The 26,871-nt window shown below is 52.4% G+C and carries 27 protein-coding genes and 2 pseudogenes; 22 read left to right on the top strand and 7 right to left on the bottom strand.

Annotation, left to right across the window (positions count from 1 at the left end; translation table 11 throughout):
- Positions 1–14 precede the first annotated feature (14 nt).
- The 5 genes and pseudogenes from fabG to B4113_RS00805 form a co-directional block, all read left to right on the top strand.
- On the top strand, positions 15–779 hold the full coding sequence (fabG, locus tag B4113_RS00825; protein WP_061912094.1) for a 3-oxoacyl-ACP reductase FabG: 765 nt from the start codon (positions 15–17) through the stop codon (positions 777–779).
- Between the two features lie 18 nt (positions 780–797).
- Complete coding sequence (locus B4113_RS00820) at positions 798–1,247, top strand: MaoC family dehydratase N-terminal domain-containing protein (protein ID WP_061912093.1); 450 nt, start codon at positions 798–800, stop codon at positions 1,245–1,247.
- Positions 1,244–1,648 carry a MaoC family dehydratase gene (locus tag B4113_RS00815; protein WP_061912092.1) on the top strand — a complete coding sequence of 135 codons (405 nt, stop codon included), beginning with the start codon at positions 1,244–1,246 and terminating at the stop codon, positions 1,646–1,648. The genes B4113_RS00820 and B4113_RS00815 overlap by 4 nt, the downstream gene beginning before the upstream one ends.
- Positions 1,649–1,743: 95 nt before the next feature.
- Entirely contained in the window at positions 1,744–2,370 is a 627-nt protein-coding gene (locus B4113_RS00810) for an ATP-binding cassette domain-containing protein (protein ID WP_235597935.1), read from the top strand.
- A 34-nt stretch (positions 2,371–2,404) separates the two neighbouring features.
- A pseudogene (locus tag B4113_RS00805) lies at positions 2,405–2,689 on the top strand (ethanolamine utilization protein EutJ); the annotation flags it as partial.
- 181 nt (positions 2,690–2,870) lie between these two features.
- On the opposite strand, the gene B4113_RS00800 reads toward B4113_RS00805, so the two are convergent.
- On the bottom strand, positions 2,871–3,314 hold the full coding sequence (locus B4113_RS00800; RefSeq protein WP_061912090.1) for an OsmC family protein: 444 nt from the start codon (positions 3,312–3,314) through the stop codon (positions 2,871–2,873).
- A 293-nt stretch (positions 3,315–3,607) separates the two neighbouring features.
- Here B4113_RS00800 and B4113_RS00795 point away from each other — a divergent pair, with 293 nt between their 5' ends.
- Positions 3,608–4,609 (top strand): multidrug resistance efflux transporter family protein, encoded by a 1,002-nt coding sequence (locus tag B4113_RS00795; RefSeq protein WP_061912089.1) that lies wholly within the window; start codon positions 3,608–3,610, stop codon positions 4,607–4,609.
- Positions 4,606–4,863 carry a hypothetical protein gene (locus B4113_RS00790; protein WP_061912088.1) on the top strand — a complete coding sequence of 86 codons (258 nt, stop codon included), beginning with the start codon at positions 4,606–4,608 and terminating at the stop codon, positions 4,861–4,863. Before B4113_RS00795 ends, B4113_RS00790 begins: the two co-directional genes overlap by 4 nt.
- A gap of 107 nt (positions 4,864–4,970) precedes the next feature.
- Here B4113_RS00790 and B4113_RS00785 read toward each other — a convergent pair whose 3' ends face one another.
- Positions 4,971–5,474 (bottom strand): QueT transporter family protein, encoded by a 504-nt coding sequence (locus tag B4113_RS00785; RefSeq protein ID WP_061912087.1) that lies wholly within the window; start codon positions 5,472–5,474, stop codon positions 4,971–4,973.
- A 72-nt stretch (positions 5,475–5,546) separates the two neighbouring features.
- Here B4113_RS00785 and chrA point away from each other — a divergent pair.
- The 6 genes and pseudogenes from chrA to B4113_RS00760 all read left to right on the top strand — a co-directional run bounded on the left by chrA (position 5,547) and on the right by B4113_RS00760 (position 11,946).
- Positions 5,547–6,748, top strand: a pseudogene (gene chrA, locus B4113_RS00780) (chromate efflux transporter).
- Positions 6,749–7,052: 304 nt separating this feature from the next.
- Positions 7,053–7,487, top strand: coding sequence for a DMT family transporter (locus B4113_RS00775; protein ID WP_061912086.1), 435 nt, complete (start codon positions 7,053–7,055; stop codon positions 7,485–7,487).
- A 93-nt stretch (positions 7,488–7,580) separates the two neighbouring features.
- Positions 7,581–9,710, top strand: coding sequence for a YhgE/Pip domain-containing protein (locus B4113_RS00770; RefSeq protein WP_061912085.1), 2,130 nt, complete (start codon positions 7,581–7,583; stop codon positions 9,708–9,710).
- 156 nt (positions 9,711–9,866) lie between these two features.
- On the top strand, positions 9,867–10,031 hold the full coding sequence (locus B4113_RS19995) for a hypothetical protein (protein WP_201028598.1): 165 nt from the start codon (positions 9,867–9,869) through the stop codon (positions 10,029–10,031).
- A gap of 14 nt (positions 10,032–10,045) precedes the next feature.
- Positions 10,046–11,164, top strand: a complete 1,119-nt coding sequence (locus B4113_RS00765) for a nitric oxide synthase oxygenase (protein ID WP_061912104.1) — start codon at positions 10,046–10,048, stop codon at positions 11,162–11,164.
- Positions 11,161–11,946: an ABC transporter ATP-binding protein gene (locus B4113_RS00760; RefSeq protein WP_061912084.1), complete on the top strand. Its 786-nt coding sequence runs from the start codon at positions 11,161–11,163 to the stop codon at positions 11,944–11,946. The genes B4113_RS00765 and B4113_RS00760 overlap by 4 nt, the downstream gene beginning before the upstream one ends.
- Positions 11,947–12,228: 282 nt before the next feature.
- Here B4113_RS00760 and B4113_RS00755 read toward each other — a convergent pair whose 3' ends face one another.
- The 3 genes from B4113_RS00755 to B4113_RS00745 all read right to left on the bottom strand — a co-directional run bounded on the left by B4113_RS00755 (position 12,229) and on the right by B4113_RS00745 (position 15,631).
- Positions 12,229–13,074: a serine/threonine-protein kinase gene (locus B4113_RS00755; protein ID WP_061912083.1), complete on the bottom strand. Its 846-nt coding sequence runs from the start codon at positions 13,072–13,074 to the stop codon at positions 12,229–12,231.
- Positions 13,074–13,271: a hypothetical protein gene (locus B4113_RS00750; protein WP_033022588.1), complete on the bottom strand. Its 198-nt coding sequence runs from the start codon at positions 13,269–13,271 to the stop codon at positions 13,074–13,076. The genes B4113_RS00755 and B4113_RS00750 overlap by 1 nt, the downstream gene beginning before the upstream one ends.
- A gap of 269 nt (positions 13,272–13,540) precedes the next feature.
- Complete coding sequence (locus tag B4113_RS00745) at positions 13,541–15,631, bottom strand: DNA topoisomerase III (RefSeq protein WP_061912082.1); 2,091 nt, start codon at positions 15,629–15,631, stop codon at positions 13,541–13,543.
- A 198-nt stretch (positions 15,632–15,829) separates the two neighbouring features.
- Here B4113_RS00745 and B4113_RS00740 point away from each other — a divergent pair, with 198 nt between their 5' ends.
- Genes B4113_RS00740 through B4113_RS00730 form a run of 4 tightly spaced genes read left to right on the top strand, consistent with a single transcriptional unit; the run spans position 15,830 to position 18,740 of the window.
- The gene (locus B4113_RS00740; RefSeq protein WP_033843879.1) at positions 15,830–17,203 is read left to right on the top strand and encodes a cell wall metabolism sensor histidine kinase WalK; all 1,374 of its coding nucleotides are present in this window, start codon (positions 15,830–15,832) and stop codon (positions 17,201–17,203) included.
- A gap of 2 nt (positions 17,204–17,205) precedes the next feature.
- Positions 17,206–17,886 (top strand): response regulator transcription factor, encoded by a 681-nt coding sequence (locus tag B4113_RS00735; RefSeq protein ID WP_033844918.1) that lies wholly within the window; start codon positions 17,206–17,208, stop codon positions 17,884–17,886.
- A gap of 31 nt (positions 17,887–17,917) precedes the next feature.
- On the top strand, positions 17,918–18,124 hold the full coding sequence (locus tag B4113_RS19990) for a hypothetical protein (protein WP_172418429.1): 207 nt from the start codon (positions 17,918–17,920) through the stop codon (positions 18,122–18,124).
- Between the two features lie 49 nt (positions 18,125–18,173).
- The gene (locus tag B4113_RS00730; protein ID WP_033843878.1) at positions 18,174–18,740 is read left to right on the top strand and encodes a YdhK family protein; all 567 of its coding nucleotides are present in this window, start codon (positions 18,174–18,176) and stop codon (positions 18,738–18,740) included.
- A 480-nt stretch (positions 18,741–19,220) separates the two neighbouring features.
- Here the strand turns inward: B4113_RS00730 and B4113_RS00725 are convergent, their stop codons facing one another.
- On the bottom strand, positions 19,221–20,594 hold the full coding sequence (locus B4113_RS00725; RefSeq protein WP_061912081.1) for an amino acid permease: 1,374 nt from the start codon (positions 20,592–20,594) through the stop codon (positions 19,221–19,223).
- Between the two features lie 214 nt (positions 20,595–20,808).
- Here B4113_RS00725 and B4113_RS00720 point away from each other — a divergent pair, with 214 nt between their 5' ends.
- From B4113_RS00720 to B4113_RS20905, 3 genes are all read left to right on the top strand, one after another.
- Positions 20,809–21,291, top strand: a complete 483-nt coding sequence (locus B4113_RS00720; RefSeq protein WP_061912080.1) for a PH domain-containing protein — start codon at positions 20,809–20,811, stop codon at positions 21,289–21,291.
- Positions 21,281–22,729 carry a PH domain-containing protein gene (locus B4113_RS00715; RefSeq protein ID WP_061912079.1) on the top strand — a complete coding sequence of 483 codons (1,449 nt, stop codon included), beginning with the start codon at positions 21,281–21,283 and terminating at the stop codon, positions 22,727–22,729. Before B4113_RS00720 ends, B4113_RS00715 begins: the two co-directional genes overlap by 11 nt.
- A 369-nt stretch (positions 22,730–23,098) precedes the next feature.
- The gene (locus B4113_RS20905; protein ID WP_255358688.1) at positions 23,099–23,224 is read left to right on the top strand and encodes a hypothetical protein; all 126 of its coding nucleotides are present in this window, start codon (positions 23,099–23,101) and stop codon (positions 23,222–23,224) included.
- A 52-nt stretch (positions 23,225–23,276) separates the two neighbouring features.
- Here the strand turns inward: B4113_RS20905 and B4113_RS00710 are convergent, their stop codons facing one another.
- Positions 23,277–25,133 carry a hypothetical protein gene (locus B4113_RS00710; RefSeq protein WP_061912078.1) on the bottom strand — a complete coding sequence of 619 codons (1,857 nt, stop codon included), beginning with the start codon at positions 25,131–25,133 and terminating at the stop codon, positions 23,277–23,279.
- A gap of 198 nt (positions 25,134–25,331) precedes the next feature.
- Between B4113_RS00710 and B4113_RS00705 the strand changes: the two genes are divergently transcribed.
- Both B4113_RS00705 and B4113_RS00700 read left to right on the top strand, forming a co-directional pair.
- Positions 25,332–25,970, top strand: coding sequence for a hypothetical protein (locus tag B4113_RS00705; RefSeq protein ID WP_033022575.1), 639 nt, complete (start codon positions 25,332–25,334; stop codon positions 25,968–25,970).
- Positions 25,971–26,139: 169 nt separating this feature from the next.
- Positions 26,140–26,715: a hypothetical protein gene (locus B4113_RS00700; protein WP_061912077.1), complete on the top strand. Its 576-nt coding sequence runs from the start codon at positions 26,140–26,142 to the stop codon at positions 26,713–26,715.
- Positions 26,716–26,871 lie beyond the last annotated feature (156 nt).

Raw genomic sequence — 26,871 nt, 5'->3', positions numbered from 1 at the left:
AGGAGGAGAAAAAAATGAGCCAACGATTTGCGGGAAGAGTGGCATTTGTAACCGGGGGGAGCCGCGGCATCGGCAAGGCGGTTGTCACCCGCTTTGCGGAAGAGGGGGCCAAGGTGGCGTTCATCGACTTAAACGCCGAAGCGCTTGAAGCGACGGCCGCCGAGCTGCGGGAAAAAGGGTATGACGTTTACGCCAAAGTGGCGAGCGTCACCGACCGCGAACATGTGGAAACAACGATGCAAGAGGTCGTCGACCGATTCGGCTCGCTCGATATTCTCGTCAACAACGCCGGCGTCATCCGCGACAACTTGCTGTTTAAAATGACCGACGACGACTGGCAAACCGTCATGGACGTCCATTTGAAAGGGGCGTTTTACTGCGCGCGCGCCGCGCAAAAATATATGGTTGAAAAAGGATACGGGCGCATCATCAACATTTCATCGACCTCAGCGCTCGGCAACCGCGGCCAAGCGAACTATTCGGCGGCGAAAGCCGGCATTCAAGGGTTTACAAAAACGCTGGCGATTGAGCTTGGCAAATTTGGTATCACGACGAACGCCGTCGCTCCAGGGTTTATTGAAACCGATATGACGAAAGCAACCGCTGAGCGGCTCGGCATTTCGTTTGAGCAGCTCATTCAGGCAAGCGTCGCCACCATCCCGGTCGGACGCAGCGGCCGCCCGGAAGATATCGCCAACGCGGTCGCATTTTTCGCCGATGAGCGATCGTCGTTTGTCAACGGCCAAGTGCTGTATGTCGCCGGCGGCCCGAAATGTTGAAGGCGAGGAGGGCGGACGATGTACCAAGGAGAGATCGGCAAACGGTCGAAGAAAATCAAAAACGTCGTCGAACGCGGCGCGGTGAAAAAATTTGCCGAAGCGATCGGCGATCCGAATCCGATATATTGGGATGAAGAAACAGGAAAACGGTCGCGCTACGGGCGCAATATCGCCCCGCCGACGTTTCCGCGCGTGTTTGACTACGGCGTCATTGAAGGACTGAAGCTGCCGGCAAAAGGGCTCATTCACGGCGAGCAGCGCTTCCATTACGAGCGTCCGCTGTTTGTCGGCGAAGAGCTGTACTGCTACGCCGAAGTAAAAGATTACTATGAAAAGCAAAGCAGCATGGGACAGCTCGGCTTTTTAGTGATCGCCAACAACGGCGAAGACGCAGAAGGGAATCTTGTTTTCACATCAACTTCGACCATCATCATCAATGAAGCGGTAAGAAAGGCGATGAGCATATGACGACGATTCGCGAATGGCAAGTGGGGCAATCGCTTCCCGAAGTGATGCTTCCGCCGGTATCCCGGCTTGATTTGATTAAATATGCCGGCGCCTCCGGCGATTACAACCCGATCCATACGATTGATGAAGAGGCGAAAAAAGCCGGGCTACCCGGCATTATCGCCCACGGCATGTGGACGATGGGAAATTTGGCAAAGCTGTTTACGCCGTACTACGAAGAAGGGTTTGTCCAAGATTATTTCGTTCGCTTTCAATCGATGGTATTTTTAAACGATGTCGTCACATTGACAGCGACGGTCAAAGAAAAGGATGAGAAAACGATCCGCTTTGCGGTCGCCGCCGTCAATCAACACGGGAAGGATGTCGTCAAAGGCGAACTAGTTTTTGCGCTGTATGAGTGAGGGTCTTTCCGACGGAGGGTCTTTCCACTGAATGAGGTGGGGGCCCGCTTCCCAAGCCGCGGGACGGAGCGGCTGAAAAAGGAGGGGGAATGGCGATGAAACGAGAGGCCGTCATTGTGTCCGCTGTCAGGACGGCGATCGCCCGTCAAGGAGGCGCCTTGGCGACACTGCCGGCGCACGTGTATGGCGCGGAAGTCATCAAAGAGGCGATGCGGCGGGCCGACATTGGACCGGAGCTGGTCGATGATGTCATCATCGGCCACCGGCTGTGCACCTCGTCCAACGTGGTGGATGCGATTTTGCGCACAAAGCGGCATCGCCGCGAGGAGCAGGCAGGCAAAGAAAAAGCGATGGCGATGCTTGATTTCGTCGGTTTAACCGATATGGCGGACCGTCTCGTCGACAATCTGTCGCAAGAACAGAAGAAGCGGGTGGCGTTTGCGCTCGCTTTGGCGACCGACCCCGAGCTTGTGTTGCTTGATGAGCCGGCCGCTGGCGTCAACCTTGATGAGACGGAAGGATTAGGAGAATTGATCGTCAAAATGGTTCAAGGTGGTTTGATTGTTTGCCTCATTGAACACAAAATGTCAATGATCATGAAAATCGCTGACCGCATTATGGTGCACAATTACGGCGAAAAAATTGCTGAAGGAACGCCAAAAGAAGTGCAAAACAACGAGGCGGTCATTCAAGCCTATTTGGGAGGGAGCGCCGTTGCTTGAAATCGTCAACGTATCGGTCCGCTACGAAATATTGCATTTGCCGAACGAAACAGCGGTGAACGCCAAACGCCTTGTGCAAGAGCATCATACGCCGATCATTTTCACCCCGCACAGCGGCGGCGTCATGGCGCTGCAAGTGTTCAACCCAACGCACAATCTCATCATCGCGGCGTATACGAGCGAGCCGAAAATTACCCAAACGGGCAACAAGCTGACCGTCCGCATTCCGCCGCGCTATGACGGCTACATCCCGACGTTTACCAATTATGCTATGAAGAATTTCGGCAAGAAACTCGCCGCCTTGCCGACAATCCAACAATAATCAGCGATGCAGATTGACAAGCAGAGGAATCCGATCATCGGGATTTCCATGGAACTGCTCTTTGCATGAGCCCTGAAACGCGCATCCCGTAGATGGAGCGGCATACAGATAAGCCATACAGAGGCTGTCTGGAAAGATCATCACGAGACTTTTCCAGACAGCCTTTTCCATTTCCACATTATGACGTTTTTTGACTCATTATAGGTACTGTGGGTACGCCTCTTAGGGTGTCTTTGACCGGGCAGACACGTTCAACGTGTTCCATCAAGGCTTGGACGTTTTTTGGATCGGAAGGAGAGTCAATATCAATATGGTAGCGAATTTCTAAGAATCCAGGCCGAACGTCCGCTTTCTCCATAAAGCCATCGGGATCTAAATCCCCTTCTACGTGTACTTGGACTCCTTTCAGTTCGACCCCGTGATGGCTGGCAAACAGAGAGACCAGTACATTGATGCAACCGCCCAGTGCAGCTAGGACCAGCTCTACGGGATTCGGTCCCTGATCAGTGCCTCCCAAGGCTGGGGGTTCGTCAATGATGACTTGCTTGCCGTTAATGTCAGCCACTGAGCGTACTCCTTCGCCAGACCATTTGACATCAGAGGAAAAGGTGAGTTTAGGCATAAAAAACCTCCTAGACAAATAGGAATAGTGGATAAATTAAGAATAATACATAAATATCTATTTGACAAGTAAGAATTAAAGAAAATGGAGGTGACAGAAAGAAGAATGAATACAGTGTTGATCGGATTGTCGCTCGATGCAACCATGTTCGGTTGGTTTTCCTCTTCATATTGATCTAAAAAAACTATGTTCTAAATAATCAATAAAACAAATAGAAAAATTGCTAATAATACGATAAAATAAAGTCATTCCGCCACCTAACGAATACGATCAAACAAGGAGAGAGACCAGCGATGCGGGAAATAACCATCGGTCTTGTCGCTTCGTTCTTTTTTGCCGTCACGTTCATCTTGAATCGATCTATGGAGCTGGCCGGTGGCAGCTGGCTGTGGAGTTCGTCGCTTCGCTTTTTCTTTATGGCGCCGCTGCTGTTTGTCATCGTTCTGTTCCGCCGCAACATTCGCCCGGTTTGGCAGGACATGAAGCGCCATCCGCGGGTGTGGATCACATGGGGGACGGTCGGATTCGGCTTGTTTTACGCGCCGCTCACCTACGCGGCCGCCTATGGGCCGGGGTGGCTTGTGGCCGGGACATGGCAGTGCACGATTGTGGCTGGTGTTCTGCTTAGCCCGTTGTTTACGAAAACTATCGAAACGCCAAACGGAACGATGTCCGTACGCCGTCCGATTGAAAAACGGGCGCTTTTCATTTCGCTTTTCATTTTGTTCGGCGTCGTTCTCATCCAGTTCCAGCAAGCCGGTCGCCTGACATGGAGCGAAATGGTACTAGGGGTTTTTCCGGTGTTGGTTGCCGCGTTTGCGTATCCGCTTGGCAATCGGAAAATGATCGAACATTGCGCCGGGCGCCTTGATGCGTTTCAACGCGTATGTGGGATGACGATGGCCAGTCTGCCGTTTTGGCTGGTGGTCGCGTTGATGGGCTGGATGACATCAGGGGCGCCGTCGGCGGGGCAAACAATGCAGTCGTTCATCGTGGCTATGAGTTCCGGGGTCATCGCGACGACATTGTTTTTTATCGCTACCGATCGGGCCAAAGGGAACGAGCGAAAACTGGCCGCTGTGGAAGCGACGCAGTCCGCGGAAGTCATGTTTGCCGTCATCGGTGAAGTACTGTTCTTGTCCACTCCGCTTCCAAACGGATGGGCGGTCGTTGGTTTGGCTGTCATCATCATCGGGATTTGCTGGCATAGCTTCGAATCGACAAGGACAGTGAAACGTCCGGCGCTCCCCATTTCAACAGCGCGGCGCCTCGATCGGGAGGGGGGAGAACCGTGAGAATCATCGTATGCGTTCTGCTTGTCTGCCAGACGCTTATCATCTACGCTTGGATCAGCGATTGGCGCCAACTTGTCACCCCGGCCGGCCTTTTTATGTGGGTGGGCGGAATGGCGGTCGGCCTTGCTGTTCTTCGGGTGGGGCGGGGCCTACCGCCAAGATGGCGGAGGGCGCTGAAGATCACGACGGCGGGAATCATCTTGCTTGCTGTGATGTCGCTGATCATTGAATGGGCTGTCCGTTCGATGCCGTAGTCAAAATGGATATGGAAAGCCCGTACGGTTGATCAAGACTTCCCCTGTGGGCCTACAGGAAATGCGCCTTTAGAATGGAGCGAGCCCCCTAAGGCGCAAGGGGGCGGCTAACGGTTTTGATGGGAGGAATTGAACAGCTCCGGCGCCAAGCGGCGGCCAACAGCGTACATGATCGGCGCGCCGAGCGCCATAACGACAAATTCGCCGATGGCCGTCGTCAGCCATGTGAGCCAAAACGGAAGACCGAGCGCGAGCTTTAATTCGAGGGCGATGAGGCCCATCGTGACGGTAAACGACAATGTATTGACCGCCATGCGCGCCCAAACGTTCTTGACATAGCGCATGGAAACGATCGTGATCAGAAGCGCCAGCACCGACTGGCCGACGCCGAATACGAGATCATACGCAACAATTGGCGAGAAAAATAAATTGGCGAAAAAGACACCAAGCACGATGCCAATGGCGTATGTTGGGCGAAATACGACGAGGTGGTTCAATAGTTCCGATACGCGAAACTGAATGTTCGTAAAGCCAAATGGCTGAATGAGCGCCGTCACCGCGATATACACGGCGGCGATCAAACCGTTGGTCGCCATCGTTCGAACGTTCATCATCTTCTCTCCTCTCGTGAATGATGATATGATTGTAGCATGACTATCTCGTAAACGAAAGGAGCAGGATCCATGACTGAAAAGGATCAACGGGCAGGAGACCGACGCGGCTCCGTCTTCGAGGTCGGGATCACGACGCTCCGCCTTGGCTTGACGTCGTTTGGCGGTCCGGTGGCCCATCTTGGCTATTTTTATGAAGAGTACGTGAAACGAAAAAAATGGATCGACGACAAAACGTACGCCGATCTCGTCGCCCTTTGCCAATTTCTCCCCGGCCCGGCCAGCAGCCAGATCGGCATCGGCATCGGGCTGATGCGCGCCGGCCTCTGGAGGGCGCTGGCCGCTTGGCTTGGGTTTACATTGCCGTCGGCGGTTGCGCTTAGTTTGGTTGCCGTCTGGCTGCAACATGCTTCTTTGGGAGAGGCGGGCTGGATGCACGGCTTGCTGTTGGCGGCTGTCGCGGTCGTCGCGCAGGCGGTATGGGAGATGGCGCGCAAATTCGCTGCCGGCCGCTTGGAGGCCACGCTTGCGGTCGCAGCGGCGATCGCTGCGCTTCTCATGCCGGGGCATGGAGCCAAGTGGCGGTGATCGCTATCGCCGGAGCCATCGGCGCGGTCGGACGGCGCCAAACCGTCACGCCGTCTTCCGTAGGCATCACGCCTTTCATTCGCCGTTCCACCGGTTTTCTGTTGCTTTCCTTATTTGCTGTGCTGCTTATCGCGCTGCCGCTTGCCCGCGCTTGGATTCATTCACCGCTTTGGGCGCTGTTTGACAGCTTTTACCGCGCCGGGGCGCTCGTGTTTGGCGGCGGGCATGTCGTGCTGCCGCTTTTGGAAGCGGAAGTGGTGCCGCAAGGGTGGGTCACGGCCAGCCAGTTTTTAGCCGGCTACAGCGCCGCGCAAGCCGTTCCAGGGCCGCTGTTTACCTTGGCTGCGTACATCGGCATGGCTGCGTTCGGCTGGAAAGGCGCGCTTGTCGCCACCATCGGCATTTTCCTCCCTTCATTTTTGCTTGTGCTCGGCGCGTTTCCGTTTTGGCACTGGCTTCGCCATCAGCCGCGCTTCCAAGCGGCGCTCGCCGGCATTAACGCCGCTGTCGTCGGGATTTTGCTTGCGGCGCTGTATGATCCGATTTGGACAAAGGCGGTGAACGAGCCGGCTGATTTTACCTTTGCCCTCAGCGCCTTTCTGTTGCTTGCGGTCTGGAAGTGGCCAGCGTGGGCGGTTGTTCTCGTTTCCTTCGTCGGTGGCTGGCTTCGCGCGCTGTTCGGTTGATGGGGAGCGGCTAACGGACAGAGGGCGGTGGTTGCGCTTCAGAGCCGATTCTCTATCGATCCACGTTCACTCGCTGACTTTCGAAGCCTGACAAAGGCTCGTGCGCTCGTCCCTGCCTCATGGACGATGATGGAAAACGAAAAGCCGATGCCACAACGTTTCCTAACGGGGCGACAAGACGGGGAAGCGGCCGGCTCCTTTTCATCGCTTTTTTCGCTCCCAGTTCGGCAAAGAGGAAGAGCGTATTTGGTTTGATTGGATCTATGTTCAGCAAAGAGCATAGAGAAAAAGGGGGAAAAGACGGATGAAGTGGTTGTGGATGACGATGGCGCTAGCGGCTGGGATGGCCGTCTCCGTACAGGCGGGGGTGAACGGCGGCCTTGGCAGGCGGGTCGGGGTGCTTGAAGGGGCGTTCGTTTCGTTTTTCATCGGAACGATCGTCTTATTTTTCGTGCAGTTGTTTTTCGGAAAAGGCGAGCTCATCGCCATGTTTTCCGTGCCGAAATGGCAGTTGATGGGCGGCATTCTTGGCGCCTTTTACGTGTTTGTCATGGTGCTCATCGTTCCGAAACTTGGCGTTGCCAATTCATTGGTGGCCGTGATCGCCGGACAGCTCGTGATGAGTTCGCTTGTTGACCATTTTGGGTTGTTCGGCGGACAGCGCATCCCGTTTGACCTGACGCGCTTTGCCGCCATGGGGTTTCTGTTTTTGGCGCTGTGGCTTTTTTTTCGTAAATGAACAGCAGGATGGGCTAGGTAGGTTTCATTTTCCCATGATCCGCTCATACTAACAACAGCATGATCGACTGAAAAGAAAAGGAAGCGGATCAAAGTGAAACAAGCATGGCGCATTTATGTGAACGATTTGAAACATCTCACGACCAACTGGGTCGCCGCCATCTTGGCTCTCGGTCTGATCGTTCTCCCATCGCTTTACGCTTGGATCAACGTAGAGGCTTCGATCGACCCTTACGCTCATACTGCGTATTTACCGGTCGGTGTAGTGAACGAAGACCGCGGGGCGGAGCTCGCCGGTCGCCGGTTTCACGCTGGCGATGAGATCATCCGTACCTTAAAAACGAACCATCAGTTAGGGTGGCGATTTGTTACGCGGAAACGAGGAATGGAAGGCGTCCGCAGAGGAGCGTACTTTGCGACGATCATCATTCCAGCTGATTTCTCCGCCAAATTGGCAACCGTAGTCGAAGAGCGTCCGCAGAGGGCGGTGATTTACTATTATGAAAATGACAAACAAAACGCTATCGCCCCCAAAATCACCGAACGCGGAGCAAGCACGTTGTCAGCGCAAGTCAGCGATGAATTTGCAAGAGTGGTGAACACCGCGTTGTTTTCCTTGTTCCGCCAAGCGGGAGTGACGCTGGAACAGCAGCTTCCCGCCATTCGCCGCGTTGAGGCGCTCGTTTTTCGTCTCGAACGTGAATTGCCGGTGATTGAGCGCCAATTGGAAGCTTTGGATCGCGATGTAAGGGAGGCGAGAGCATTGATTCGTACAGGGCGCGAGCTTCTGCCGGACGCCAAAATCGCGGTGCAATACGGTTTCGAATGGATGAACCACATTGAGAAGATGTTCACGCAAGTCCGGTCTTCTTTTTCCTTATGGGAAAAGCCGGTGGAAATGACGGTTCAGACGCTCCGCTCCTTTCCTCTTTCCTTTGCCGAACAGACGACGCAGCTTCCCGATACGCCGGAAACGCGGGCGCGCTGGGCAACTCTTGTCGAACAGGCTGCCACAGACGCCGACTCGTTGGTTCAGCGGTTGCGTCGAATATTGCGAACGTGGGAGGGGGCTGTCGAGCCTTCTTCGCTGCAACTTGTCGAGCGCGCCGTGAGCCGTATCGAGCGGACATTGGCATCGGTTCAAGAAACTGCCCGACTAGTGAGACATCATCCGACAGATGCGGAAGGACAAATCGATGAGCTGCGTCAACAACTCCATTCATTGGACGCGCAGGCGCAGCAACTTGATCAAGCCTATCGCCAACGGTTGTTGCCGCTATTGCGAGCGAAATGGAATCAAGCGGAGAAGCAAGTGCATCAGGCGAAGCAAACTCTCCTCCGCATGAATCAAGAGTTAGATGAAGCGAAGCAATGGTTGGCAACGACCGACCGTGATTTGGCGGCCGCCCAGCAAGCGCTGAAGACTGCCCGCGCTCAATATCCCTTTCTTTCCCGGCAAGTTCGCGAGCTGGCCGCTTTTCTCTCAAAAACAAAAAGTGAAACGAATATCGATGAACTGATTCGCCTGTTGAAACAAGATCCTCGGGCGAAAGGAGCGTTTTTAACCCATCCGGTTGATGTGCAGACGTTCCGCTTGTTCCCGTTGCCGAACTACGGTTCAGGCATGAACCCATTTTACACGGTGCTGGCCATATGGGTAGGGTGTTTGTTGCTTGTTTCCGTCTTGTCGACCGAACCTTCTTCGTTTTCGGAAGCGCATGAGCGGGAAAGATATGTCGGACGGCTGTTGACATTTTGGACGTTGAATGCTTTGCAGGCGATGGTCGTCACAGCGGGATCGGCGTTTGTCTTGCCGAATATTTTCGTCCGTGAACCAGGATGGTTCATGGCGTTTGGTCTTTTGTGCGGCTTTGTCTTTATGGCGGTAGTTTTTTCGCTTGTCTCCTTGTTCGGAAATGTTGGAAAAGCGATAGCGATCGTGCTGCTCGTCTTGCAAATTGCCGGGGCGGGAGGCACGTATCCGGTTGAGCTCGTCCCTCCGTTCTTTCAACGGCTCACCCCTTGGCTGCCGTTTACTTATGCCATCGATTTTATGCGCGAGGCAGTCGGTGGGATCGTATGGGAAAATGTCGAGCATGATGTCAAGCGGCTTCTCCTATTTGCCGTCGCCGCGCTTTTGGCTGGACTTTTACTGAAAGGGCCATTAGGTCCATGGATGCGCGCGCTAAAGGAAAAAGCCGTTCGAAGCGGGCTGTTTCATTGAAAATTTTTGTTCCTTTCTTTTGAAAGCATCTGCTACAATAGAGGGGGAGAGCGTTGCTCCATTCTCAGTTGCCCCGCGGGAGCGACAGCTTGCAGCAATAGTATGGCTGTCGCACGATGGAAGGGCGTTCGACGCGGGGGAAAAGGGGAGAGAATCATGTTGATCCATCGACTGCTCGGTTTCGCGCTCATTTTTTTTGCCATTTCGATGTTGGTTGAGCAAATGTGGTGGGTCGGGGGCATTTGTCTCCTCATTGGCATCGGAATGACCGCGAAGAGTTTCGGTTATGGAAAATGGAGGAAGAAGAAGCATACATGGTAAACAGCGAGAAGAATATGCATCAACGAAAGTGGAGACAGCATGATGGGCCATTGATAAAAAAAGCGGAACAGTTTATTACGGCAAGCTATCGGGAGCTTGGAAAAAGTGAGAAAGAAATGAAGCGGCGGTTGAACGAAATCCGTTGGGAAGTGGAACAAACCGGCACATATAGCCATACGTACGAAGAGTTAAGCTACGGGGCTAAGATGGCTTGGCGGCATAGCAATCGCTGCATCGGTCGCCTGTTTTGGCAATCGCTCCATGTCATTGATGCGAGAGAGGCAGCGACTGTTGACGAGGTGTTTTCTTATCTGTTCCATCATATTGAGTTTGCGACCAATGGGGGGAAAATCCGGCCAGCGATCACGATCTTTCGTCCAAATGGGGAAGTGCGCATCTGGAATCACCAACTGATTCGGTATGCCGGTTATGAAACTGAAGAAGGGATGATCGGCGACCCATCTTCCCTCACTTTCACTCGCGCCTGTGAACAGCTTGGGTGGAAGGGGGAAAAGACGCCTTTTGACGTGCTGCCTTTGGTGATCCAAGTAGGCGGCCAACAGCCTGTTTGGACACCGATTCCGAAAGAATTGGTGCTGGAGGTGCCAATCGAACACCCAGAGTTTCCGTGGTTTCGCGATCTGCAGCTAAAATGGTACGCCGTCCCGATGATTTCAGATATGTGTCTAGAAATTGGCGGCATTAGCTATATGGCCGCACCGTTTAACGGGTGGTACATGGGCACGGAAATTGGCGCCCGCAATTTTGCCGATGACAATCGCTACAACATGCTTCCGAAAGTGGCCTCTTGCATGGGGCTTGACACCAGCTCGAACGCATCATTATGGAAAGATAAGGCGTTGGTCGAATTGAATATCGCTGTTTTATATTCCTACAAAAAGGCGGGCATCAGCATCGTTGATCATCATACCGCCGCGCGCCAATTTCAGTTGTTTGAACAGCAAGAAAACGCAGCCGGGCGCCATGTCACCGGCGACTGGACATGGCTGATTCCGCCATTGTCTCCGGCGACAACGCACATTTTTCATCGGTCGTATGACAACACGACCATGTTGCCCAACTTTTTCGATCAAGATCGTCCATATGAACCACAAAGGGGAGAGGGACAATGACCGTCATCATCCGCATGCGCAACGTGTCATGGATGCGGGGGACGCGCGCGATTTTGCATGAAATCGATTGGGAAATGAAAGAAGGCGAGCAATGGGCGATTCTTGGCCTCAATGGCTCCGGGAAAACATCGCTTCTTAACATCGTCACAGGCTATCAATACCCGACGCGCGGGGAAGTGGAAGTATTAGGGTATCGATTTGGACAGGCGAGTCTGCCGGAGTTGCGACGGCATATTGGGTTTGTCAGCAGCTCGCTCCTTGATCAATTTCACGACACGCTGCAGACCGAGACGGTTGAAGATGTCATCCTCAGCGGCACGTTTGCGACGATTGGTTTGTATGATGCTGTCACCGATCACGAGCGGGCGAAAGTGGAATCGTTCATGGAAGCGTTCCGTTTGCAAGCGGTCAGGGGAAAACCATACGGGACGCTTTCCCAAGGGGAAAAGCGGAAAGCATTGATCGCTCGAGCGTTGATGGCGAACCCGAAGCTGCTTATTTTGGACGAGCCGACCGTTGGCCTTGACTTATTGGCGCGGGAAGACATTTTATCCTTGATGACGCAAATCACCGCCCGGTCGTGCCACGTGTTATACGTCACCCATTATATTGAAGAAATTGTCGAATCGATCACCCATGTGCTGCTTTTGCAGGACGGGCGCATCGCCGCCGCGGGACGAAAAGAGGACGTATTAACCAATGAACGGCTTTCCGAAGCGTTTCGTCTTCCGATTCGTGTTCATTGGGAACACGGCCGGCCGTGGGTATCGCTGGGACGTTGAAGATGGATGGACTACTGGCTCCCTAAGGTGCGAAGACCATATCAGGAGCCCCTCCAACCATAAAAATGCGAAAAGCATGTAACAACCATCTAGTTACCTGCACGATCATCCAGTTTTTCCTTGCCGGAAGAGTTGATGGAAAGATGGACGGAAATGTTTCGAATGGTGTTTTTCTTTAATGGGATGAGGCCGCTTTGTTCCCGCTGCTTCCATTGCTGAACATTGTGTCGGTACAATTGATCCGATACATTCAACGTGTCAATGTTTCGCTTGATCCCCCATTCATATGCTTGTTGGATTTCCTGCTTTGACCGTTTGCGCCTGGCTGCGCTCAGCCAATAGCTGCCTGACATCCATCATCAGCTCGTTGATGTGATCATACGGCGCATCCAGCTGCAACATTTTCCGCAAGATCGCCCGAGCTTTCGGAGACAGATCCAGCTCTTCCTCCCAGCTTTTTTCCTCCTCGCTCGTCGGTTCGTAAGCCGAATATAACAAGAATAAGGTGAAATGCCCCAGTGCATAAAAATCGCTTCGCGGATGCGGTTCGCGCCGCAGCCGCTTTTCAAGCGGATCGTCGTCGCGCCATTCCGCTGATTCGCCGATATAGCACGCCAAGCCAAAGTCAATGACAAAGACGGTTCCTTGCCGCCAAATGATGTTCGGAATGCGCAAATCGCGATGGACGATGCCCAAAGCGTGAATGAACCGTACAACGTCAAGCACATCAAGCAACAATCGAAACGCGGTTCGTTCCGTGTACGTGACCCCGCGGTGAAAAATGTGATCTTCCACCGTCTCCCCGTCGATATACTCCATCACGAGGTAGGGCTGTCCGCGTTCCACAAATCGGTCATGCAGCATCGGAATTTGCGGGTGGCGCAAGCGCGCGAGCATTTCGGCTTCGCGCTGAAGCAGGCGGCGGCCGTCTTCCCCTTTTGTCCGCCGCGCCTGTTTGATGACGACAAGGCGCCCAGTGTCATGATCGCGCCCTTTGTAGGCGATGCCGTAGCTGCCCATCCCGAGCTCTTCGATCACTTCATAGCGGCGGTGAACGATCTCACCGCTTCGATGCGGCCGGTCAAACCAGCGGGCGACGAGCGGGTGGCGTTCCATGAATCGCTTCATCAGCTGCCGAAGAAGCTCGAGAAGAAACTGCCGCTATGATGCTTCTTTTTGTAATGGTGATGACCGTACTGGGACGGGTGCTGGTGCGAATGATATTTCGGGCCGTAATGGTGGTAATCGCTGCTGCTATAATGCTTTTTATAGTGCGACGAGTGATGATGCTGGCCCAACAACGCTTTGAACAACTTCTTTAACATCATGATCGCTCCTTTACAGTAGGTTTTACTTATATATACGGAACCGCAAAAAGAAAGTTTCGGTTGCCGATCGCTCATTCATCCGCCCGCGTTGTGAGAGAGGGAGGCCAATCCGCTTCAGTAGGCAAATCCATCGAACCGCAGCAGCGATGCTCCGCGCCATTCGTTTTCGAATAAGAACCGCCAGCGTTGGTGCGGCTGGCGGTTCGTTCGGCGCTGATGTTTTTTCCACCACGTCTTTCGGCAGGGAGGCAAATGGTTTTTCGCGCTTATTCTTTGTTTTCAAGCGCCTGCTTGAGCAATTCTCCGAGATTGGTGCCAAACGATTCGTTCGTTGCGCTGTATTTTTTGAGCAGCGCCCGTTCCGTTCCTTTCGTGGTGGTGCGTTTCGTTTCTTCCGCTTTTTCCACGACGTTGCACGGGCGGCATTGGAAATAGAGCCCGGCTTTCCCTTCGTGCATTTCCATGCGCCGATGGCATTGTGGGCAGCGGCGGTTCGAGAGCTTCGGGTCGCGCCTCCGCCGGTAGCGGCATGATAAATTCGAGCAGACGAGCATCCGCCCGTCTTTCGTTTTCCGCTCTTTTAAGAGCGCGCCGCATTCCGGGCAAGTGAGCTGGGTAAGGTTCGGCGCTTTGTATACGCGCTCGCTCTGCTTGATTTCGGCGACAAGCTGCTCCGTCTGCCGGCGGATGTGGGCCAAAAACTGTTTCGGATTCCCTTTTCCGCGGGCGATGGCCTCGAGTTCCCGCTCCCAGCGGGCGGTCAACTCCGGCGATTTCAGTTCCTCATGGACGAGCTCGATCAGTTGTTTTCCTTTTTTCGTCGGATAAAAGCGGCCGTCTTTCCGCTCGACGACTTCCGTTTCGACGAGCCGCTCGATGATGTCCGCTCTTGTCGCCGGCGTGCCGAGCCCGTATTTCTCCATTTGCGCGAGCAAGTCGGCCTCCGAGTAACGGGACGGCGGTTCGGTGAACGATCGTTCCATCTCAAGCTGCACCGGTGCGAGCGTTTGGCCTTCCGATAGATGGAATGGTGTCGGTTTCACTTCTGTTTCTTCCTTGCCAAGAACGGTTCGAAACCCTGCGTTGACGACCGCTGTTTCCCGGGCGACAAACGTCTCGCCGGCGATTTCGAAAGTGGCGGTTGTCGTTTCATATTCATACGGCGGGTAAAAGAGCGCCAAAAAGCGGCGGGCGATCATGTCATACAGCTTGCGCTCATCGGCCGACAGCTTCCCGAGGTCGAGCCGTTCATCGGTCGGAATGATGGCGTGGTGGTCCGTCACTTTGTCATCTTGAAACACCCGATGGGCCGCTTTGACCTTGCCCTTGGCAAGCAGCGGAGCAATGATGTCCTCATACCCTGATTTCATCGCCGAAAGCCGCTCTGTCATCGTCGATGCCATGTCGCTTGGCAAATAACGAGAATCGGTGCGCGGATACGTGACGAGCTTGTGCTGTTCATACAGCCGCTGCAACACCGAGAGCGTCTTTTTCGCCGAAAAGCCAAACCGCTTGTTCGCCTCCCGCTGCAGCTCAGTCAAGTCATATGGCAGCGGGGCCGGTTCGCTTTTCCGTTTCCGCTTGACCGATGTGACGCGCGCCGGCTGGCCGTTGAGACGAGCCATCAGCCCGTTGGCCTCGTCTTGATCAAACAGCCGCTTCCCGCCGTGCCGTTCCCATGTCGCCGTAACCGAACCGATGCGGGCATGAATCGTCCAATACGGAACGGGCACAAACGATTGAATCTCCCGCTCGCGTTCGATGATCATCGCCAGCGTCGGCGTTTGCACGCGCCCGGCCGAGAGCGGGTCGTTGTATTTCGTTGTTAGGGCGCGCGTCACGTTCAACCCGATCAGCCAGTCGGCTTCGGCGCGGCAGACGGCTGATTCATACAGGCGGTCAAACTGCGCCCCGGGCTTTAACTGGCGAAACCCGTCGCGGATGGCTTGATCGGTTTGCGACGAAATCCATAAACGCCAAATCGGCTTCGTCCAGCCGATTTTTTGCAAAATCCAGCGCGCGACCAGCTCTCCTTCGCGGCCGGCGTCGGTCGCAATAATGCAATCTTTCACATCGCGGCGTTTGGCCAAATGTTCAATGGCGCGAAACTGGTAGCTCGTTTGCCGGATCACTTTCAAGCCCATTTGTTTCGGAATAATCGGCAAATCCTCGAGCCGCCACGTTTCGTATTTCCGGTCATAGTCTTCTGGCATTTTGAGTTCGACCAAATGCCCAAGCGCCCACGTGACGATGTAGCGCGGTCCTTCCATATACGATTTATGCGTTTCTTTGCAGCCGAGCACGCGGGCAATGTCGCGGGCGACGCTCGGCTTTTCCGCTAACACGAGCGATTTCATAAAAAAACTCCTTTCTGTCGTCTCCCACTGAGTGCGGTCTGTTTATTAGTATAATGGAAGAAAGAAAAAGACGCATCCGCTAGGCTTGGTTCCTAACGAAACGATGTGGCAAGCTTGTCCATACTTTCTGCACATGTTCAAGGTAAAATAGAAAAGGTGAAACGACCATGCCGTTTTGATCGATAAGGAGAGAATCACGTGCGAAAGCTTTCTTGGAAACTTGGCCTGCTGTTTTTTGCCTTTGTTTTGGCCGTGGAACTGGTGCTGTTCATTTCCCTCTATGCGACGCTTGTTCACGCGCGCATCGAGGAAGAATTCGCGCAGCTTCTGGCGCGGGGAAACAGCCATCGCAATGTGCTGGAAAAAAATTACGATCGCACAACGGTTGAGCATGTTGTTATGATGGAGTCCGAAGCTGAAACCGATGTCGTCATTACCGATGCTAGACGCCACATTGTATCTGCGTCTAGCGGCATCGTCCCGTTTGCGAGGCAACTGATTCCGTTGACTTACGGGCGCTCCATTCCCCGCGAAGGCATGATGGTCGAAACCGATTGGAAGCGGGCGTCTCATATCGCCGCTGTCAGCCCGATTCAAATCAAGGGCGAAACAAGAGGATATGTGTATATGTTTCAAGACACTCGCTCGATTCGGACGATGGTATATAAACTGAAGCATCATTTTGTTGTCGTCGGTGTGCTGTCCGTGGCGATTACGATGATGACGATCGCCTTTTTCTCCCGCGCCATCACGATGCCGCTTCTTCGCATGAAGCGGGCGACCGAAGCGCTCAGCCGAGGCGATTTTTCCGTGCGCGTCGAAGTGAAAGGAGACGATGAGCTGGCGCAGTTAGGCAAAGCCATTCAAACGCTGGCGAACGATTTAGCGTATTTGAAACAAGAACGGAGCGAATTTTTAGCGAGCATCTCCCATGAATTGCGCACGCCGCTGACGTATGTGAAAGGGTACGCGGACATCGCTAGACGGCCGCACCTTGCCGAGGACGAGCGAATCAAATACGCGACGATCATTTATGAAGAGGCGGAAAAGATCGAAAAAATGGTGAAAGACTTGTTTGAACTAGCTAAACTCGAGCGGCACTCGTTCCAGATCGAAACGCAACCGACCGATCTTTGTTTATTTTTTGCCAAACTATGCGAAAAGCTGCGCCCGGCGTTTCAGGAAAAATCGCTGTCGCTTGTGTGTCAGTGCCCCGGTTCGGTCACAGCGGAGATCGACCAGGAGCGGTTTGAGCAAGTGATGATCAACGTGCTCGACAACGCGCGGAAATACGCGTTTCCTGGCACAACGGTGGAGATTGCCGTCTATCCGCAAAAACGCGAGGTCGTCGTGGCCGTTTCCGATCAAGGGGTCGGCATCCCGCCGGAAGACGTGCCCCGGATTTTCGAGCGGTTTTATCGGGTTGATAAATCGCGATCGCGGACAAGCGGCGGGACCGGACTCGGTTTGGCCATTGCCAAAGAAATCGTCGAGGCGCACGGGGGAACGATCGCCGCTCGAAGTGAACAAGGAAAAGGAACGACCATCCTCATGACGCTGCCGGAGGGATGACGATGTATACGTTGTTGTTGGTCGATGATGAAGAGCGGATGCTGGATTTATTGGAATTGTATTTAGCGCCGAACGGCTACCGCTGCGTGAAGCGGCGTTCGGGCGCGGAAGCTATTGACTATTTGCGGCATCATCACGCCGATTTGGTGCTGCTCGATGTGATGATGCCAGAACTCGACGGATGGGAAACGTGTCGCCGCATCCGCTCATTTTCCGATGTTCCGATCATGATGGTCACCGCCCGCGACGAGCCGACCGATATTGTCCAAGGATTGAAAATCGGAGCGGACGATTATGTGACGAAACCATTTCATGAAGCGGAGTTGCTTGCACGCATTGAAGCGGTGCTGCGCCGTACAGCCGGCAACTATTCCGCCATTCGCGCGGCCGGGCTTGTGTGGGATGAACAAGAACATACGGTTCGCTACGGAGAAACACCGATTGCGCTGACACCGAAAGAGTTTGCCATTTTAGGGCTGTTGTTAACACACCCGAATCAAGTGTTCAGCCGCGGGCAAATCATTGCATCGCTATGGGGTTATCTCGCTGACACAGAAGAAAGAACCGTTGACTCCCACATGAAAAACATTCGGGAAAAATTGCGTAAAGCGGGGTTCCCCGCGGACGACTATTTGCAGACGGTGTGGGGCGTTGGCTACAAATGGAACGGGCACAAGTCATAACCATTTTCGAAAAGAGAGGCGTTTGGGGCAAATGGAAGAACGGATGATTGAGTTTCTTCAAGCATACGGCGAAGCGGCGTACTTCTTGAGTCTAGCCTGTAATGTGACGATCAGTGTGCTCGAGGTCGTCCCAAGCGCCTTTTTGACTGCCGCCAAATTGACCGTTTTTCGGGTTTTGGCCCGGTTTTTGGACCGTGCACGGCCGCCGCTTTTTGCCCAATCAAGACCATCTCCATAAAATCTGCACAAATGTCGGGTATGCTAACAAGGCAAGGAGGGTGAAAACGATGAAAAAATTAAAAATGTTGCTAGGGACCACTTCGGTTATGGCAGCGCTCTTGTTATCCGCCTGCACCGGTGCAGACGACAACCAAATGTCAAAAGAAAATACGGCTTCTCACACCGGTCATGAGGGAATGAACCACTCGGGTTCAGGAGAGGTGCCGGCTGGATTGAAGGAAGCGAAACAGCCAGCCTATCCGGTTGGAAGCAAAGTCATCATTCACTCCGACCATATGCCAGGGATGAACGGGGCGGAAGCGACTGTTTCCGGGGCGTTTAACACGACTGTCTATACCGTGACGTATACGCCAACAACAGGTGGTCCTCCGATCAAGAATCATAAATGGGTCATTCACGAAGAAATCGAAAATGCCGGTGACAACAAGTTCCAGCCGGGAGACGAAGTCGTCTTGAGTGCCGACCATATGGAGGGGATGAAAGGCGCGAAAGCCGTCATCGACTCCGTCCAACAAACGACGGTGTATATGGTCGATTACATCGATACAAAGACCGGCGAACAAGTGACCAACCATAAATGGGTGACCGAAGATGAACTGTCGCCGGCGAAATAAGGAATCGACCTTGGCGTCATCCGCACAAGCAAGGGGTTCCGAAGCGGCGAGACGCCCCTTTTCCATGATTCGGTGCACCAACATTGTCCATTGCACGGCAGGGAGGGCCTTAGGGGCATCCCTGTTGTTTTTTATGGGCATCAAGGTAGAATGACATCAAGCGTCTTTTCGATGGCAGAAAGTGTGAGCGAGAAAATCCTCCTCTTTCGGAGGAGGAGAATATGAATAGGGAGAGAAAAACGATGAAATGGTTTTGGCTGGGGGCACGGTTGTTTTGCCTCGGTTGGTTCGTATACGGGGCCGCGGTCAGTTTGTATCGTTTATGGGCCGAGCGGCGAGTGGATGAGCAGGCGCTGATTTTGGCGTTTGGCATGGCGGTCGTTGGTTGGCATGGGAGAAATGGCGGGAGACCAGCGGGGAACGATAAGAGAACAGGCGCCGGCCATAACGGCACAAGCACCTGTTTTCCCGCACTCGTATTCAGGACGATTGTTCATTGGTGTTTTGTTCCGACCGCCGGCTTTGCTTTTCTTTGCTCGCCCCATATATCGACAGAACCGCCAAGATCACAAGGCAAAGAACCGATCCGATTCGATGATCGCGCTGAAATAAAAAGCTCACCCAAATCGCGCCGAGCGACACGACGGCGATGATTGTCGTGTACGGAAATGCTTTGACGCAAAAAAACGGATTCGTGTCGTAATGCGGCCGCAGTTTCAGTTGGGCCGCGCCGATCATCATCCAGACGATCAGCACCGTAAACCCAGGAATCGCCATCAACTCGCCGATGATCCGCCCCGGCGCCAAGTACGCGCCAACGACTCCTAACGCGATGCAGACGGCGACCATTCCCATCCCGTAAAGCGGAACCCCGTGTCGCGTCGTCCGCAACAAGCGGCGGCTCGCTTCTCCTTGCTCAGCCATCGAAAAGAGCAAGCGAGACGTCGCGTACACCCCCGTATTGGCCGCCGATAAGACGGCCACAAGCAAAACAGCGTTCATCACATGGGCGGCGCCTGGAATGCCGGTGGCCTCGAGCACTTGGACGAACGGGCTGTTTTCCGCTGATACGGCGTTCCATGGCATGATGCCGCAAATGATGGCGATCGGCAGCACATAAAAGCCGATGACCCGCCATATCGTCGTTTGGATCACCCGCGGCAGCACCCGGTCGGCGTCTTTCATCTCCGTCACCGCTACGCCGATCAGCTCGGCTCCGCCGTATGAAAACATGACGACAAGCAAGGCGCTGATCATGCCGACGATCCCATGCGGAAACCAGTCGTCGTACGTCGCATAACGGCTCCATGGGTTTCCGTCCGCTCCTTCAATCACGCCGAACCACATGCCGGCCCCAAGCAAGATGAACACAGCTAGCGCCGCCACTTTCAACCCGGCGAGCCAAAATTCTGCTTCCCCATAGTAGCGAACCGGAAACAAGTTCAGCGCGATGATAAACAGCGCGCAGCTAAGAGCGAGCAGCCAAAGCGGCACCGCCGGCATCCAATAGCGCAAAAAACTGCCTGCCGCCAGCAGCTCGACGACCGTGACCAACGTCCAGTTCGCCCAATACAGCCACCCGACGAGAAACGACCAGCGAAAGCCGAATGCCCGGCGGATCAAATGTTGAACGTTTTCGCCCGGATAGGCGATGGCCATCTCCGCTAAGGCGGCCATAATGAGAAACAACAGCGCGCCGCCGAGAAGATACGTAAGAACAACGCTCGGTCCGGCCATGTGAATCGTATCAGAGCTCCCTTTGAAAATGCCCGTGCCGATCATGCCGCCGAGCGCCATTAGCTGCACATGGCGGGGCAACAGCCCTTTTTGCAATGAGGGGCGGGAATGGTTCATACAGACACAACCTTTCTGACACAAAGCTCATTCTATGATGCGCTTTTTTACTTTGCTGCTTTTTTGCTTTTATGTAGTTAAGTAAAAAAGATAGTTTTAGAATATAATAGTTTTGTTTTTCTGTCAATGGTTCGCGAAAAAACACGTCGTCAATGTGGAAATGTTTTGTTATACTGGAAACAGGCTTTGAACTTGCGAAAAGGAGATTGGTAAGATGCTTGGCAACAGCGGTAAACTGATTTCGGAAAAAGCCATCACCGTGTGGCGGTGGACCGGAGCGTTGGGGGCATTGGTTTCCGGCGCCGTCATTGTTGGAATGGCGTGGATACTGGCGCGCTTTCATGCCCCAAAATGGTGTTTGGGGATGTTAGCCGGCATCTGGTTGATTGAAGTGGTCTTAGGGGTGGGATGGGTGCCTGTGCTTCGCCAGCGCCGTTGGCGTTACGCCATTCGCGAAGAAGAAATCGACATCGAGCGCGGGGTCTGGTCGACGAAGCGAACGCTTATTCCGATGACCCGTGTTCAGTATGTCGATGTGCGGCAAGGCCCGCTCCTGAAGCGGTATGGACTGGCTTCCATCGCTGTGTTTACGGCCGCGGCTGCTCATGAGATTCCCGCGCTGCCGGCGGACGAAGCCGAACAGCTTTGCCGTTTGATCGCCGAGTGGGCGAAGGTGGCGGATGACAATGACGCGTAAAACAAAACGCCGCCTCCATCCGATTGCCATTATGGCCGGGGTGGGAAAAGAATTGAAAAATATGATTGCTCCTCTTCTTGTCATCGTGGTAGCCGGCAGTCGCCATGGGTTTTCGTGGAACGATATTCTTGTGTCGTTGGCCGCCCTCATCTATACGCTCGTCATGGGCGTTCTTTCTTGGGTTCGTTTTACATATGAGTGGGATGACCGTTGCTTGGTCGTTGAAGAAGGCGTGTTTGTCCGCAAAAAACGTTCCATTCCGTTGGAGCGCATTCACGGAATTTCCATAACGGAAGGAATCTGGCAGCGCATCGCTGGAGTGGTTCAAGTACACGTAGAAACGCCGGGGAATGTTCCGGGAGAAGCAGAGGTCATTCTTCGCGCCATCGCCCGAAAAGAAGCTCGCGCTCTGCAACAATGCGTGGAACGAGCGAAAAACAGGAATGGACACGTCAATGAGCTGGAAACAGCCGCCCATCGCCCGCCGTCCCCGTTGTTTACGTTAACGATGAAAGAAATTTGGATCGCCTCATTGACAAGCGGCGGGGCGCTCGGCGTGGTCGCCGCTTTATGTGCGTTTTTGTCGCAATTTAGCGACTTTATTCCTTATGAGGCGCTTGTCCGTGATATTCAGTCAACATGGAACGGACACGGACGGTGGTATATTGCTTTATTGATCTTGTCAATTCTCTTGGCCGCCTATGGGGTAGCCATCGTGCAAAATATGATCCGGTACGCTTCGTTTGTCGTGCGGAAACAAGAAGATACCATTGTGATTGCTCGCGGATGGTTGGAACGAAAAGCAGTGTCTGTCCCTGTTGACCGCGTCCAAGGTGTCGTCATTCATGAGAGTTGGCTGCGACGTTTTTTCGGATACGCCTCTGTATCCATTATTCATGCCGGCGGGGCGCTTGATGGCGGACCATCAGGGGAAGTCGTTCTTTGTCCGCTGGTCAAAAAGCATCGCATCGTACCGATTGTTCAGGCTTGTTTGCCCGAGTATCGCCTCGATGTGCCACTTTCGCCGCTCCCTCGGCGGGCAAAAAGCCGCTACATGCTTCGCCCGCTTTATTGGTTGACGATTCCAGTTGGAATGGTCGCGTATATGGAGCGTCCGTGGGGAGCGGTCCTGTTGCTTGTGCTGCCGCTCGCCGCATGGATCGGGGCGCGGCGCTACCGAGCCGCCGGCTGGGCGCTTTCTTCGAAGCAGCTGTCTCTCCGCAACGGCTGGTTTCGGCGAACGACCGTGCATTTGTTCAAGCGCCACGTCCAATCGTTGGAAATCGAAACGACATGGTGGCAACGAAAAAAACAGTTGGCGACGATCTCGGCTTCCGTCATGCCGATCGGCACCTACTCCCGTGTCGTGGATGTGGATGAAGAAGATGCCGCTTCGATCTATCGCTGGCTGCAAAGGGAAAGGGGCAACGAAACGTAATGAAAGCCTTTCTTCATGCGTTCATTTTTGCGTTTGGGCCCATTTTGCGGCAGCGTGCATTTTTCGTATCACGGGTTTGCTTTGAGGGGTTGTTTGGCCGCCTTGATGGCAGCGGGGAGGGCTGCGGTGGATGAACCGGATTTCCACGCTCGTAATCTGGGGAGTGGCCGGATACATGCTCGTTGGGTTGTTTCACGGCTAGGCTCCTGCGGTCTGCATGATGTTTCCTTTGCATGGCTGGCAGAGGAAACTGTGAACATTCTAACCTCCTAAACCGCCCCTGTTGGGCGCCAAAAGACTTTCCGCTTGTAGAAAAAGGGGCTGTTTCTCGAGAACAAACGATCTGGTACAGAAAAAAGGGGGAAGGACATGGCAACAGAACATGAATTCCGCCGACGGATCATCGAAAAGTTCCATGGGCAGCGCGATCTGCCCTCCACCCGGGGACGAAAATCACCGCTCGCCGGCGTGGGGTTTTTACAAAAAGAAGATTGATGTTTTGCGGCAAAGTTGAAGAGGCGGGGAGTGTCCCAGCCTCTCATCTTAACTATTGCAATATTTTAGCCTTTTTGAGCAAGGATAAAAGGCGCCATTTGTTACTTTTGTTGTCTTCTTCATTTAGCTGTTCGTTCTCGTCAGTGATACTCTCCTGTCGAGCCGTTTCGATGTTAGGGAGAGGATGACTTGGGAGAAGAGAATCGGCGCTTGTATGGGCGAGCTCAACTGACTCTTGTGCTGAAAAAGCGGATGCATGCACGCTATTGGGATTAGGTTCCGGTTGAGCAATAGGATCGGCCGATTGATTTGGCCATAGGTTGGACTCATTTTGCTTGTTTTTGAATCCTTCCTGTGATTCGACTTCTTGATGGTGTGCCTGTCTCGCTTCCGGTTGTGTCTGGATAGTTGCAATGTTTTTTTCTGCTTGGTTTTCGTTTTCTTCATTATTGATTCGGAGTCTGACGCTGGCGGGTTTCCAGTCATCCGGCCGCCCTTCTTCCCATTCCGATGAATCCTCCTCTTGGATCATTACATCGTTGAGTTCCCAGACAGACTCGATCCCATTCTGATCATCGATGAAAAAGTAACGGGCCAAATATTCATGAAGTGTATCGATGGATGACGCTGCTAAGATGGCTGGATTGGAAGACTTGTCATCATCCTCTTCCGACGGTTTCTGCCGAGAGGGCTGGCGATGGTGATGAGAAGGATGGGATTCAATTCGTACTCGTTTAATCTGACTCGATTTCTGAGGGGATAGATGGGCCGTTGGCGGATGGAGTAAATGATGCTCTTTCTTTTTTGTAGGTGAGACAACGATTTGTTGTTTCGTTTCATCAATGAATTGCTGCAATTTTAAAAAACTGTTGGCTGTTGACATAGAATTGTCTGCATTCTTTCTAACGTCTGTCTGTTTCTGAGAGTCAGACGTTTTCATTGGTTTCTCATCACAGGGTGCTTCATGTTGGGACATAAGCAAGTGCACCGCTTGTGATAACAAAGCCTTTAATTCATCCATTTCTTTGTCCGAAGACTCTTTGATATTCAGGCTCCATTGTTCTGTAAGATCGGAAATTTGTTTGGATAGGTGGTCAATTTCCTTTGAGAAGCGGGAGGTCTTTTCTAGAATGGATTCCAGTTCAACTTCTTGATTTAAAATATGTTTTTGTAACACCAGAAGGTCTTTTTGCTTCTCTCGCGCCAGTTCAGACAACTTTTCCTCGATGCTTTGCAGTTTCTTGATTAATGTGCACACTTCCTCTTTTAGTTCATCTGTTTCCCGTTTTTGCGTGAACCAAGCTTTTTTTAGTTCTTCAACGTCTCGCCAAATTTTATCGTTATTTTCTTTCAAAAAACCGTAATCTGTTTCCATCGTCTCGATCCTTTCTATGCAAGATGTAAATGATTGTAAGGTGGATTGGAACGAAAGACATTCCTCTACCCATGAGCGTTGGGCAGAGAGTTCATGTTCAAGCGACCGCCGTTGTTCCTCCATGCTGGTTTTTTCCTTTTCCCATTCGGCTTGTTTTTGCCTCAACACTTCTGCCTCTGCCATTAAAGATTCCATTTTTTGTTCATAAGCTTGGGCCTGTTTATGCAAGTGCACTTTCTCTTCTCTTAATTGTCCCACTTCATCGCGCAATGAGCGGTTTTCTTGCTCCAGTCTTTCCAACGCGGTTGAGAGCCGTTCGATCTCAGCGTTTTGCATGGATAGTGCATCCTGATAATACTGGCATTTCTCGTTCAGCTGGTTATTTTCCATTATGAGCTGGTTGATTTGCTCGTTCAGGCGGTCAAGTTGTTGATTCGATCCTAGTGAAGCGAGCAGGGCTTTGTATTTTCTGAGTTCAGATTTTAGGTGGATGATTTTTTGTTCTAATTGAACGGTTTTATCCTCTCTGCCCATCCCTTCACCCCCTTCCTTCTTCTGTTTTTTGGGAAAAACGCCCGTTCCTTAATCAATTATATGCAAAACAGCTCTAATGATGACATAATGTCTTTTGGGTAATAATTTAATAAATGGGCTATAATACCATAACGATATTTATTTAGAAACATACTATAGAGTAGCCTGAAAAAATGAATGAAAGGAAGGTTATTGTGTATGCCCATTAATTTAGAGCAATTTGCTCAACAATTTGATCGCGAATGTATCCAAGTTTGTAAGGTATACGACTGGACGACACACGTCGTGCAACTCACTCAAGATATTACCTTTACTTTCCCAGCTGGTTCGCTGACGGGTATTACTGTCTCTCAGGTGAACTGTTCCTTAACCCTCTTAGAATGTACAGAAGATGCTCCACGACGCGATATTGAGTGCGTGGTGGGGGATCAACCGGTCACATTGCAGGTGGTTACATTAAGCAAAACCATTCAAGTTGTTTTAGAAGTGGTGGGAACCAATGCAGTTGGCACTCAAGTCACGGTGTTAAGCAACCCGGCATTGATCACAACCAGCGAAGAAGTAATTCTTTGTGCTCCAGAAGGCACAACGGTGTGTTGCAATGCTACGCAAAATACATTTAATATTTGCCGTGTCGGTGCCTTTACCCAAAATGGAGATACCATCACAGCCACTATTTCAGTAAGAATTTGCCAAAGTATTGTAGTGACCTTTGAAGTCATTTTAGAAGTGGCCGCAAGATTCTGCCAGCCTCGTCCGGAAATCATCTGCGAAGAAGAATGTCCTGTGGATGTCTTCCCGCCGCAATGCCCAGCTGTCTTTCCAACGATGATGTAAACAGATGGTTTCTTTTGTCCCACAAAAAAGAGGAGATCACTCCTCTTTTTTTATACATATAACATTAATAAAAGGATCGTTACACACAAAAAGTTTCATGCTCCATTTTTGCTCTCCATTTAGACATGAGAATAGGCAGTGTACACATTGATGGAAAAGGGGGAATAAGATGAGCAGTGTAGCGGAAATGGAAAGTAAAATCCAGGCCATCGAGAAGGAGCTCCATCTTGTCAAACAAACGTTAAAAGAGATGAAAAATTTGCCTCAACAGAACAAGCATGATGGAATTCAAGCCATTTGTTATTTCACGTATTCATTATTGCTTCCGAAAGCAAAGGGACATAAAGGGACGGTCGCGGCGAACTTCATCATTCGCAATATGGGTTCGAACCCGTTGGACCATCCTTTCATCTGCTTACGGGTCACCCCAAAGGAACGCATCGCTTTGTCAGCAAAATTAGGGGAAGGGATTCAGTATGACCAACGTATTAATCCGTTAGTAATGGAATCGTGGAACTATATGAGTGAACAGGCGGAGCAAATGGTGGAAGAGAAAGGGGAGTTTTGGTTAAAGCCGACTCGAGCATCACGAATTGAACCGGGGCAAAGCCTTTCATTTTCTAATTTCCAATTCCAACTCGAAATGGGGGAAGGACCAATGACCTACAAAATGGAAGGCTTCTTCTTCTGCCAACAGTTTCCCCAAGGGGTTCGAGCATTGAATCATATTATCATTCATCTTTGACTTGCTCCATCTTACACGGCAGGGCCGATTTGGCTGCCTTGATTGATTCGTGTTCCATAAATTGTTCGGAGCAATAAAGCAAAATCAAGGGGCTGACCCAAAAGGTCGCCTTCTTTCAAGACAGGCACAACATACCGTGTATCGTGCGGCGGAAGC

Source organism: Geobacillus sp. B4113_201601, assembly GCF_001587475.1.
GTDB classification, from domain to species: Bacteria; Bacillota; Bacilli; order Bacillales; family Anoxybacillaceae; genus Geobacillus; species Geobacillus icigianus.
Note: the sequence above shows the minus strand (reverse complement) of the source record. Positions and strands in the feature narration are given on the sequence as shown.